The following is an 11,771-nucleotide window of genomic DNA, read 5'->3' on the forward strand; positions in this document are numbered from 1 at the left end:
AACCCTTCTTGAAACATTTTATAAAATGTTTATATTTACACAACAAGAGCACTTTTCTGAAAAAATTTTTCTTCTAATGCACTACGCTGTTGGTAAATAAATTTTCACTTTCGTTCCTACGCCCATACTACTTTGAATTGCGATACTACCTTGATGTTCTTCAATAATTTTATATGTAATCATTAACCCAAGACCTGTACCATTCTCCTTTGTTGTATAAAATGCCTTTCCGATTTTCTCTATCTTCTCATTCTCTATACCAAAACCTTGATCTTCGACAGAAATACACAAATTATCTCCAGCTTTTTTGAATGCACGAATATGAATGTCTCCACCTTCTGGCATCGATTCTATTCCATTCTTGATAATGTTTAACAACACTTGTTTTAATTGCTTATCATCGCCATTTATAGCAGGTAAATTTCCATCTACTTGCAAGTGGAATTTCACTTTATATTGAGCCGCATAACTTTCCATTAACTGTACAACATATAAAAGGATTTCTCGTATATTACACCATTCATAATTAATCGGTTTCGGTTTTCCCAATAACATCAATTCACTAACAAACCCGTTAATCCTCTCAATTTCTTGTAGCATAATCTCATAGCTCATCACATCAGCAGGGTTTCTTTCTTTTTGGATTTGTGTAAATCCTTTTAGAGCTGTTAATGGATTTCGAATTTCATGAGCAATTGTTGTAGACATAGTCCCAATTACAGCTAAATTTTCGGTCTCTTTCATAATATTCATCATCTCAACAACTGTTCTTACATAAGACTGAAATCGTTTTAACAAAGAATGTGAAATAATAAAAAAGAATACACATAAAACAAGCGGAATCACAACTTTTATATCTTGTAATACCAACGTAAAAAATACATATTTTCCAATTACACTAAAGGAAACTACATAAAAATATTTTCTATTCACAAAAATCGGTGCAAATAAAATTAACAGTATTTCAACCATATTTCCGCTTTCAAAAACACGATCACTGTGTAGACAAATCATTAGGTTATTAATAAGATCAGTAAGCATGTACCCAATTAAAAATAAATATTTTACAAAATAAACATACCCTTGTTTTTGAAGATATATTGAAATAGGAAATAAAGATATTACTAATATATATACACCTATCCCCATACCACCTTCTGGCCAACCTATCGTTGCCTCATTAATATCCATAGCAGGATAAACAAAATAATAGATAACGTCATATAAAAAGAATATAATATAGAATAATAATAAAAATACTTTTAAAGCTTCTCTTTCTTCATAAACCAAGCTTTTGAATTTGTTCATATAAAAACTCCTCTTGATCAATACCCCAAAAATATTTCAAATTTTATCCCTTTAAATTATAATTATGAAATTGCTTTCAGAGCAATATGTAACCTTCTAATACGAAAAGATCCCGTATTAAGATACATTTCTGTATATCTTAATACGGGATCTTTTCATAAATTTAATCTTCGTCTTTAACATCCATATCTTCCGGAATTGGCTCGTTTAATATTTCTTCCACTAACTGTTTATATTTCTCCATTTGTTCTAAATGTGTATTAAATTGTTCTTTATTTAATAAATATTGCTCTCCATCGAACAACGCACGAATTTTCTTTTGCTGAATTAAATCTTCAACATACGATTTTGGTAAATTCAAATACTCCGCGGCCTCTTCTATCGTTATATACAATGTGTTCATTCCTTTATTGTTTTTTCATATATATACTGTACCTTACTTTACTTTATTTTTGTAAACAAATAAAAAAGATTTTGTAAATGCAAATTAAAAAGCAGGTAGATGCATTCCATATATTGTATAATAATATAGTAAGTATTTTTTTAAATATAGAATGGTATTACCCATTTACACAAAGGAGAGTTAACATATGGCTACTCGACACATCATTACAATGTTAGAAAAAACATTACGAGTTGAAACAGAAAACACAATTTCTCATCTATCTAAGTCTTTATCCGATCGCATTCTTTCTCAAAGTGCAGCAGCACATGAAAGCAATTGTTACCATACGATTGGTGAATGGTACAAAAATCATTTCTTATTCCAACAAGATGATTTCCTTTGGGCTAAATACGCTTTCTATGATGCATATTGTGAGGCTATAAAAAAACAAGGTCATCTTACAAAACGCGTTCGTCAAATATTGGAATCGTTAGCTCGAAAACATGGAAAACAATACATTTCTTCCATACAGAATATGCCATTTCCAAACGAACAAGCAAAAGGAACAGCATAATTTGATGTTGACCAACACAAATCAAGCATAGATTCATTGTTTTCAAGAAAGATTTACAAATAAAACGTTCAAGTCTTTGTATTCCCTTTTTGGAGAAATACATTCATATGACATGAACTAATGAAACCGGTGTCATGATAATGAATGAAAATATAGTAAACAGGAAAACCCCCATTTACACCTCTCATTCATAGAAATAGAGATGTAAATGGGGTATACTTGGTTCCTTTCTTATTTCATCATCTGCTTAATCAATTCTCGATTTCTCTTCTTAAATACTTCATTATGCGAAGAAACCATTCCGTACTCACTTGCATCTGGTTGAATAAATTGTTTCGCTTTATTCACAGCATTTCCAGCATCTTGGAATGCTCCTGCTATTAAATGTAATTTCCCTTCATGCTTTAGAATATCTCCAGCAGCATATAATCCATCTACCGAGGACTCACTATTTGCATTCCCTGCAATAAAATAATTATCCACAATTGCAACATCTAGCTCACTATTTTCTAATAATGTAATGTCACGTTCATATCCATGATTAATAATAACTTCATCAACAGATACATGAGAAACCTCTCCAGTTTCATGATTCGTTAATTCTACATACTCAATCGCCTCATGACTATCGCTAGCAATTAATTTTGTAATTGCTGTATTAAAGAAACATTCTGCTGAACTGTTCATAAGTTGTTTTACTTGTGCTTCATGGCCAGATAATGATTCTTTTCTATATGTTAAATAAACCTTTTTTGCGATTGGTTCTAATTCATTCGCCCAATCAATTGCAGAGTTCCCCCCACCTGAAATAATTACCGTTTTATCTTTGAAACGCTTTAAAGATTTAACTGTATAATTTAAATTTGAGACTTCAAATCTCTCAGCACCTTCAATTGATAACTTTTGTGGATTCAATATACCACTTCCAGTTGCGACGATCACTGTTTTTGAAAAATGTTCTTCTCCAGTACTTGTTTTTAACGTAAAAATGCCATCCTGATTACGAATAATCGATTCTATTTTTGTATTTAATATAACTTCTGGTTGGAATGTTAATCCTTGTTGTATAAGTTGCTCAATTAATTTCTCACCAGTAACTGGTAACAATCCGCCAATATCCCAAATCATTTTTTCTGGATAAACATGTATTTTACCACCTAACTGTGGTTGAAATTCTATTATTTTCGTTTTCATCTCTCTTAGTCCACTATAAAAAGCTGAATAAAGCCCCGCAGGTCCACCGCCTATCACGGTTACATCAAACAATTCTTCTTGATTCATTCATGCTCACTCCTCAGCTACTAATCATTGATTATCATTCTCAATAAAATATAACTTGTTTTTATGAATTTTACAATCCAAATTACTATTGACAATACATCTATATACAATTATATTATTTAAAGAATCGATAGTGATAATCATTATCATTTTGTTAATTATTAGCAAGTTGTAGATTGCATCTTCTTTCATTAATTATGATGAACACTCTATAGTGAAATCTCAAATTCAAGATTGTTAATAAGAATTTTGTATTACCACCAGCTTTTCAAAAAATCAAAGTTAAACAAATTATTATGTATTACATATCAGCTATCAAAAGGAGCAAGACGATGAAAAAATTATTCATTTCACTAACAGTTCTGTTCGTCCTTGTTATGAGTGCTTGTAGCAACGGTTCAACAGACAAGAAAAACGACGCACAAGGTAAGAAGTCAGAGACAATTACATACCAATCTGAAAATGGTAAAGTGGAAGTTCCAGCAAATCCACAACGTGTCGTTGTCCTATCATCATTCGCTGGTAACGTAATGTCATTAGGTGTAAATCTTGTTGGGGTAGATTCATGGTCTAAACAAAATCCTCGCTTTGATAGCAAACTTAAAAACGTCGCTGAAGTATCAGATGAGAATGTTGAAAAGATCGCGGAATTAAATCCAGACTTAATCATTGGTTTATCAAATATTAAAAATGTCGATAAGTTAAAGAAAATCGCTCCTACTGTAACATTTACATATGGAAAAGTTGATTACTTAACACAACATTTAGAAATCGGTAAGTTATTAAACAAAGAAAAAGAAGCAAAAACTTGGGTTGATGATTTCAAGAAACGCGCACAAACGGCTGGAAAAGAAATTAAAACGAAGATCGGTGAAGATGCAACAGTTTCTGTTGTTGAAAACTTCAACAAACAGCTTTATGTATATGGCGATAACTGGGGCCGTGGAACAGAAATTCTTTACCAAGAAATGAAATTAAAAATGCCTGAAAAAGTAAAAGAAAAGGCATCAAAAGAAGGTTACTACGCATTATCTACTGAGGTATTACCTGAGTTTGCTGGTGATTACTTAATCGTAAGTAAAAACAAAGATACTGATAACTCATTCCAAGAGACAGAATCATACAAAAACATTCCAGCAGTAAAAAATAATCGTGTATTTGAAGCAAACATGATGGAATTCTACTTTAATGATCCACTTACATTAGACTTCCAATTAGATTTCTTCAAGAAAAGCTTTCTTGGTCAATAATACAACAATGAGGAATTCTTAAATTAAGAATTCCTCTTCCTTTATTCTATGAAAAGAAAAGATGTGAAATTGATGACAAAAGAGCAAGACAATCTACGTTCCACCGCTTTTACATACAAATTAATTTTGAGCGTTATTGCATTCTTTCTTATTTTTATGGCAGCAATGGTATTCGGTGCTGCAGATACTTCTATAAAAGATGTATGGTTAGCACTCACCTCCTCTGCTAAAGGCGACAAGTTATCTATTCTTCGTGAAATACGTTTACCACGTGAAGTTGCTGCTATTTTTGTAGGAGCTGGACTTGCTGTTTCTGGTGCAATTATGCAAGGCTTAACGCGAAATCCTCTTGCTGATCCTGGATTACTTGGCCTAACTGGCGGTGCAAATGCTGCGCTTGCACTCACACTCGCTTTCAATCCTTCCATTAGCTATCTTTACTTAACGCTAGCTTGCTTTATCGGTGCTGCAATTGGCGCTATTATGGTATTTGGAATTGGCATGGTGAAAAAGGGCGGACTTTCTCCCCTTCGAATTGTATTAGCTGGTGCTGCTGTTTCAGCATTCCTAATCGCCATTTCAGAAGGTATTGGCATTTACTTTAAAATTTCACAAGATGTATCACTTTGGACGGCTGGGGGCGTAATTGGAACGACTTGGAGCCAATTAAAAATTATTATTCCGGTTATTTCGATAAGTATCTTTATCGCTATTTTACTTGCAAAGAAATTGACAGTCCTTAGTTTCAGTGAAGAAGTTGCCATTGGACTCGGTCAAAAAATTATCGTCATTAAAACGATTTTATTTATCATTATTATCTTGCTTGCTGGTGCTTCTGTAGCGCTTGTCGGGAATATGGCATTTATCGGCTTAATGATACCTCATATGGTTCGTCCAATCGTTGGGCCAGACTACCGTTTTGTCATACCGATGTCAGCAATCGCTGGTGCTTCCTTTATGCTACTCGCAGATACAATTGGGCGTACAATTAACGCTCCGTACGAAACACCAGTTGCTGCAATTGTCGCTATTGTAGGATTACCAGTCTTCCTATTTATTGTTCGTAAAGGGGGAAGAACGTTCTCATGATGCAACAATCTATTATAAAGAAACAACGTCTTATCATACTTGCATTACTTATACTTACTATCACAACAATTGTGATCGGAATGGGACTCGGCTCTGCCTCTCTCTCCTATGACAGATTAATCCCAACACTTATGGGACAAGGTACATTTAAAGAGGAATTCGTTTTATATTCTTTAAGACTACCTAGAATCGTCATTACATTATTAGCTGGTATGGCACTCGCTTTATCAGGTGCTATATTACAAGGTATTACTCGAAACGATTTAGCTGAACCCGGTATTCTTGGAATCAACTCTGGTGCTGGTGTTGCAGTTGCAGTTTTCTTCTTATACTTCCCGATAGATGTAGGTTCATTTCTTTATCTACTACCAGTCGTTGGATTTATCGGTGCTTTTCTGACAGCTTGTCTCATTTACGTATTTTCATACAGTAAAACAGAAGGACTTCAGCCAATACGATTAACATTAACAGGTATCGGTTTTGCCTTTGCACTATCTGGAACAATGATTGTACTAATCTCATCAGCAGATCGTATGAAAGTAGACTTTATTTCAAAATGGATTGCCGGAAACATTTGGGGAGATGACTGGACATTTGTTTTAGCAATGCTTCCATGGCTAATCGTATTAATTCCATTTGTCTTCTATAAAGCCAACCGATTAAACATCCTTGCATTAAACGAACCAATAGCAATTGGAGTCGGTATCGAAATTGAAAAAGAACGAAGATACTTATTAATTGCAGCCGTTGCGCTTGCTGCCGCAGCCGTTTCCGTAACAGGAGGAATTAGCTTTATCGGACTTATGGCTCCTCACATCGCCAAATCTTTAGTAGGCCCAAGACATCAAATATTCATCCCTATCGCCGTTTTAATCGGCGGATGGTTATTGCTACTAGCGGACACAATTGGACGAAATATTGTCGAACCTAGCGGTATTCCAGCAGGTATTGTCGTTGCTTTAATTGGTGCACCTTACTTTATGTATTTGTTGTTGAAGAAAGCGTAAAAAACCCCCTCAAGATTTTTTCTTTGAGGGGTTTTCATTTCATTCTACTGCTGCCCATCCCCTTCAAACTTCTTCGCCAAATTTTCCATCTCGTCTTCTGGCAATAACTTCGGTTCCCCGACACTTTTCGTTTGATAATAAATTTGAGCTCAAAACTCGATTTCTTCTGCAACAGTAAATGCCATGATGACAAAAATTGTTCAAAAAGATTCCGATACATTTTGTTTTATTTATTGCAAAATTCTTTGTACAATAAAATAAGAAGTTACTTTTCAAATACAAAATCTACTAAGAACTCTTTCCACGAATAAATTTAATTATCATCTTTATATTTCAATCTTAAATTAAAACACCCTTTCACCTATGACTATATTCACTCATTTAAAACTAAATTTTCTACTCTATCACTGCTAAACTACTTCATAATCTTAATTGAGAATAAATATTAATTAAAATTACAATAAAGTGCTACATTCTCCTTGACAAAATAACCACTTCTATATGATAATTAATATTGAATTAGAATTATTATAGTTAATTAAAAAATATATTTTATGAGCAAACTAATTTCCGATGCTCAAAACCAACATTTAGGAGGAATTTTAATATGTTATTAATCGGCACAGAAGTAAAACCGTTTAAAGCTAATGCTTACCATAATGGAGAATTTATCCAAGTTACTGATGAAAGTTTAAAAGGAAAATGGAGCGTAGTTTGTTTCTACCCTGCAGACTTCACATTCGTTTGTCCAACTGAACTTGAAGACTTACAAAACCAATATGCAACACTTAAAGAACTAGGCGTTGAAGTATACTCTGTATCTACAGACACTCATTTCACACATAAAGCATGGCATGATAGCTCAGAAACTATCGGCAAAATCGAATACATTATGATTGGTGACCCAACTCGCACAATCACTAGCAACTTCAACGTTTTAATGGAAGAAGAAGGTCTTGCTGCTCGTGGTACATTCATCATCGATCCAGACGGCGTTATCCAATCTATGGAAATCAACGCTGACGGTATCGGCCGTGACGCAAGCATTCTTGTTAACAAAATTAAAGCAGCTCAATACGTACGTAACAACCCAGGTGAAGTTTGCCCAGCTAAATGGCAAGAGGGTTCTGCAACACTTAAACCAAGCCTTGACCTTGTAGGCAAAATCTAAGGAGTTCGATCAAAATGATACTAGATGCAGATATAAAAACACAACTATCCCAATACCTTCAGTTAATGGAGAACGATATTTTACTTAAAGTTAGCGCAGGAGACGATAACGTATCTAAAGATATGTTATCTCTAGTAGATGAATTAGCTACTATGTCATCTAAGATTACAGTAGAAAAAGTTGAACTAGAGAGAACACCAAGCTTTAGCGTAAATCGCCCTGGTGAAGACACTGGTGTGGTATTCGCTGGTATTCCATTAGGACACGAATTTACTTCATTAGTGTTAGCTTTACTACAAGTGAGTGGACGCGCTCCAAAAGTTGAACAAAAATTAATTGATCAAATAAAAAACATTCAAGGCGAATATCATTTTGAATCTTATATCAGCCTAAGTTGTCACAACTGTCCTGATGTTGTACAAGCTCTTAACGTAATGAGCGTTCTAAACTCTGGTATTACACATACTATGATTGACGGCGCTGCATTCAAAGAGGAAGTCGAAAGTAAAGACATTATGGCAGTACCAACTGTTTATCTAAATAGTGAATCTTTCGGAAGTGGTCGTATGACACTTGAAGAAATTCTAGCTAAAATGGGTAACGGTCCAGATGCATCAGAGCTTTCTGATAAAGATCCGTACGATGTTCTTGTTGTTGGTGGCGGCCCAGCTGGTGCAAGTGCAGCAATTTATGCAGCACGTAAAGGCATCCGCACTGGTATCGTTGCTGAGCGCTTCGGTGGTCAAGTAATGGATACTATGGGTATTGAGAACTTCATCAGCGTAAAACGCACTGAAGGTCCTAAGCTAGTAGCAAGCCTTGAAGAGCACGTAAAAGAATACGACATCGATGTAATGAATCTACAACGTGCGAAACGTTTAGAGAAAAAAGAACTTATTGAAGTGGAACTTGAAAACGGCGCTATTCTGAAAAGTAAGAGCGTAATCGTTTCAACAGGTGCTCGCTGGCGTAACGTTGGCGTACCAGGTGAAGCTGAGTTCAAAAACAAAGGTGTAGCATACTGCCCACACTGTGACGGTCCATTATTCATCGGAAAAGATGTAGCGGTTATTGGTGGAGGTAACTCTGGTATTGAAGCAGCTATCGACTTAGCAGGTATTGTTAAGCATGTAACTGTTCTTGAATTCATGCCAGAATTAAAAGCTGATGCTGTATTACAAGAGCGTCTTAACAGCCTACCTAACGTAACTGTTCTGAAAAACGTTCAAACGAAAGAAATTACTGGTACTGACAAAGTAAACGGTATTTCTTACATCGATCGTGAAACTGAAGAAGTTCACCATGTTGAATTACAAGGTGTATTCGTTCAAATCGGTCTTGTGCCAAACACAGACTGGTTAGGTGACACTGTTGAACGCGCTCGCGGTGAAATCGTAACAGATAAGCACGGTGCTACAAATGTACCAGGAGTGTTTGCTGCAGGTGACTGTACAAATAATCCATACAAACAAATTATCATCTCTATGGGTTCAGGAGCGAATGCAGCTTTAGGTGCATTTGATTACTTAATCCGTAACTAATTATAGAGACGTGATTTTTAAAAAGCAGGTGCCTTGGCACCTGCTTTTTTTATAATCCTAATGTATAAACTAAAAATCTCTCATTCCCATTCTTCTCATAAGCACCCTGCAACCTTACTTCCCTCTTCAGCTCAAACGCAGTCTGGTTCTCTAAGAAGAAAATATAATCTTCAGAAGGATAATATAAAATAATATCCACTTCTCTCTCCGTTTCTTCTACCGAAAGCAAAATGTTATTCACTACGTTCATAAACACTTGTACTGAAAACGGATTAAAGAAGTAAAATCGGTTATCACGCGGATCAATCTCATATTCTTGTGCTAAACAACATTCAAATTGGATTTTATCTTTACTGTTTCTTACCTTCTTTGCATAACGCTCAAGGTTCTCCATCGCTTCTTTATAAAATTCTTCATTCATTTCAATTCCTACAGCTGAAGCACCGCACTTATGATGCATGTAAAAATTCAATCTTCCTTTTCCACATCCAAAGTCTACAATTCGATCGCAACTTTTAATCTCGTATTGATTCAACAGTTCCTCTAATCCACTATATGGTGTCGGTTCATAACGGTGGTAATGTAAAGATTTATTAAAACCTTTTTGCTCTCCGACAGTTTTTATATGTAGTACAGCATCGTAATATTGTTCGTTCATTCGTCTTCTCCTATTAAAAAATGGTACTTATTATTATACACCATGTACTAAATGCTCATTTTTCATCAAATTATTTGGTGCGTGAAAATATATCGAATATAACTTCAAATATATCGACGTTTCAACAAAGAATATCGACTTACCGACAAATTACTACAAAAAAACAGGAGCTCTCTAGCCCCTGTTTTCTAATACTTTCAATACAGTTTGCTTCAATATTTCTACCCCATCCATTATACAAGAATGATCAAACTTCATATACGGATGGTGTAATCCCGGTTGTAGATTTGCCCCTAGTCCTAGCATAACTGCTTTTAAATGCGGTCTTTTCACTGTATAGTAATGAAAGTCATCGCTTCCTGTCGTATACAGCGGTCCCGTACATCCCTCTTCCCCATACACTTCAAGAATACCTTTACGCATAAAACGCTCCGCTTCTTCTGATACTTCTGCTCCTGGCGCAAGATCAATCCACTCATAAGAAATTTTGGATCCCATTGATTCAGTAGACGTAATTACGTGCTCGATCTTCTGTTTCAACTCATCTAGTAATATATTATTTTCTGCCCTTACATCTAAGCTAAAATGACCGTTTCCCGGAATGATATTTAAATTATCACCACCAGCTTGGCATCTCGTCATCTTAACAGAATGCGATGTTTGCGGTGGTAACCATATATTTTTCAATCCAATATTAATCATTGAAATAACGTCAATTGCGTTTATACCTTGATGTGGTCTCGCTCCATGTGCATCCTCTCCATGAATCGTACCTTCTAAAAAACCAGCTGCTCCGTGACGAATAGATGGTGCCGCTTGTTTCAAAGGCAATTCCTCAATCGGTCTTAAATGAACACCAAATAGGAAATCAGCATCATCCACAGCACCTTTCTCTACCATCTTTAAAGCACCATTTCCTTTTTCTTCAGCCGGCTGAAAAATAAATCTAACCGTACCACTATCCCATCTCATATTTTTCAATTGTAAAATAAGACCCATCACAATCGTCATATGAGCATCGTGACCACACGAATGGTTCGCTTTGAACTCTCCGTCCACCTCTTGCCAGAGTGCATCCATATCAGCACGAACCGCGATAATTGGATGACCGCCTCCGATTTCAGCGATTATGCCTGGACAATCGTCAAATGTTTTATATGAAATTCCTTCTTCTTTTAAAAAGTTAGTAATATAAGCTGTCGTTTCATATTCCTTCCAACTCACTTCAGGGTTTTCATGTAAATGCTGAAAAATTTCCGTTAAACGCTCTTGTAGTTCTAATGTTTTCAACTTCCATTCTCCTTCCTAAATTCGAAGCAGTTTAATCATTCATAAAAAATCCCATTTTGAAGAATATATTGAACATTCACTCAAATGTCAAGAGATTGTCCCTACATTTCTTTTGAAATATAATAAGGTAATTAAGATTGTAATTCAGAAAATTCTTTTTATGGATTATTCATCATTAGCTTCAGCCTCTTATTAATATATGTAACTTCAAATCTAC

The 11,771-nt window shown here is 35.1% G+C and carries 11 protein-coding genes and 1 pseudogene; 6 read left to right on the top strand and 6 right to left on the bottom strand.

All coding sequences use genetic code 11. The features are described 5' to 3' along the window. Nucleotides 1–81 precede the first annotated feature (81 nt). Nucleotides 82–1,308 (bottom strand): ATP-binding protein, encoded by a 1,227-nt coding sequence (locus tag BAU28_RS07865; protein WP_071718258.1) that lies wholly within the window; start codon nt 1,306–1,308, stop codon nt 82–84. A gap of 163 nt (nt 1,309–1,471) precedes the next feature. After that, a complete protein-coding gene (locus BAU28_RS07870; RefSeq protein WP_029953170.1) occupies nt 1,472–1,711 on the bottom strand; it encodes a helix-turn-helix domain-containing protein in 240 nt (79 codons plus the stop codon). 187 nt (nt 1,712–1,898) lie between these two features. Between BAU28_RS07870 and BAU28_RS07875 the strand changes: the two genes are divergently transcribed. Then, complete coding sequence (locus BAU28_RS07875) at nt 1,899–2,267, top strand: hypothetical protein (RefSeq protein WP_071718259.1); 369 nt, start codon at nt 1,899–1,901, stop codon at nt 2,265–2,267. Between the two features lie 231 nt (nt 2,268–2,498). Here BAU28_RS07875 and BAU28_RS07880 read toward each other — a convergent pair whose 3' ends face one another. Then, a complete protein-coding gene (locus BAU28_RS07880) occupies nt 2,499–3,548 on the bottom strand; it encodes an NAD(P)/FAD-dependent oxidoreductase (protein ID WP_071718260.1) in 1,050 nt (349 codons plus the stop codon). A 332-nt stretch (nt 3,549–3,880) separates the two neighbouring features. Between BAU28_RS07880 and BAU28_RS07885 the strand changes: the two genes are divergently transcribed. From BAU28_RS07885 to BAU28_RS07895, 3 genes are read left to right on the top strand one after another with little or no spacing between them, the layout of a single operon-like run. Beyond that, nucleotides 3,881–4,798 (top strand): iron-hydroxamate ABC transporter substrate-binding protein, encoded by a 918-nt coding sequence (locus BAU28_RS07885; protein WP_071718261.1) that lies wholly within the window; start codon nt 3,881–3,883, stop codon nt 4,796–4,798. 48 nt (nt 4,799–4,846) lie between these two features. After that, entirely contained in the window at nt 4,847–5,887 is a 1,041-nt protein-coding gene (locus BAU28_RS07890) for a FecCD family ABC transporter permease (RefSeq protein WP_071718262.1), read from the top strand. Next, complete coding sequence (locus tag BAU28_RS07895) at nt 5,887–6,894, top strand: FecCD family ABC transporter permease (RefSeq protein WP_071718280.1); 1,008 nt, start codon at nt 5,887–5,889, stop codon at nt 6,892–6,894. The genes BAU28_RS07890 and BAU28_RS07895 overlap by 1 nt, the downstream gene beginning before the upstream one ends. A 44-nt stretch (nt 6,895–6,938) precedes the next feature. Here the strand turns inward: BAU28_RS07895 and BAU28_RS07900 are convergent. Next, nucleotides 6,939–7,079, bottom strand: a pseudogene (locus BAU28_RS07900) (fuculose phosphate aldolase); the annotation flags it as partial. 422 nt (nt 7,080–7,501) lie between these two features. Here BAU28_RS07900 and ahpC point away from each other — a divergent pair. Both ahpC and ahpF read left to right on the top strand, forming a co-directional pair. Beyond that, a complete protein-coding gene (ahpC, locus tag BAU28_RS07905; RefSeq protein WP_000924421.1) occupies nt 7,502–8,065 on the top strand; it encodes an alkyl hydroperoxide reductase subunit C in 564 nt (187 codons plus the stop codon). Between the two features lie 14 nt (nt 8,066–8,079). Continuing rightward, entirely contained in the window at nt 8,080–9,606 is a 1,527-nt protein-coding gene (ahpF, locus tag BAU28_RS07910; RefSeq protein ID WP_071718263.1) for an alkyl hydroperoxide reductase subunit F, read from the top strand. 49 nt (nt 9,607–9,655) lie between these two features. Here the strand turns inward: ahpF and BAU28_RS07915 are convergent, their stop codons facing one another. Beyond that, nucleotides 9,656–10,264, bottom strand: coding sequence for an SAM-dependent methyltransferase (locus tag BAU28_RS07915; protein WP_071718264.1), 609 nt, complete (start codon nt 10,262–10,264; stop codon nt 9,656–9,658). A 174-nt stretch (nt 10,265–10,438) separates the two neighbouring features. After that, on the bottom strand, nt 10,439–11,554 hold the full coding sequence (locus BAU28_RS07920; protein ID WP_071718265.1) for a M20 peptidase aminoacylase family protein: 1,116 nt from the start codon (nt 11,552–11,554) through the stop codon (nt 10,439–10,441). Nucleotides 11,555–11,771: the final 217 nt, after the last annotated feature.

Source organism: Bacillus paramycoides, assembly GCF_001884235.1.
Lineage (GTDB): Bacteria > Bacillota > Bacilli > Bacillales > Bacillaceae_G > Bacillus_A > Bacillus_A paramycoides.